Here is a 272-nt window from a genome sequence, read left to right as displayed (position 1 = left end):
CGTTGAGGTTGAGGAGGGGGCGGACCTTCGTCGCGATCATCTCAATGGTCTTCTCGACATCACCCATCGCCATCAGAGCAAACGAGGTAACCCCCTTGTCGATCACCGCCTGCATCGCAGCAGCCGCCTCCTCCGGAGTCCCACAGATCGCCTTCTTCGGCACCATCGCATCGGGCACCAACGCCACCGCAGCCTCGTTCGAAGCACGGAAGTGGTGGTAGGAGTTGTACGCCGCACGCATCCGCTCCACCCCCTCATCCCCCCACTCCGGC

General features: G+C 63.2%; 1 protein-coding gene. It reads right to left on the bottom strand.

Annotated features, from left to right (window positions below; genetic code table 11):
- A partial coding sequence (locus ACYQ1K_RS28005; RefSeq protein ID WP_459986906.1) for a hypothetical protein occupies positions 1–250 on the bottom strand: 250 nt, incomplete at its 3' end.
- Between the last annotated feature and the right edge of the window lie 22 nt (positions 251–272).

Source organism: Nocardioides sp. AN3 (genome assembly GCF_054653495.1).
Note: the sequence above shows the minus strand (reverse complement) of the source record. Positions and strands in the feature narration are given on the sequence as shown.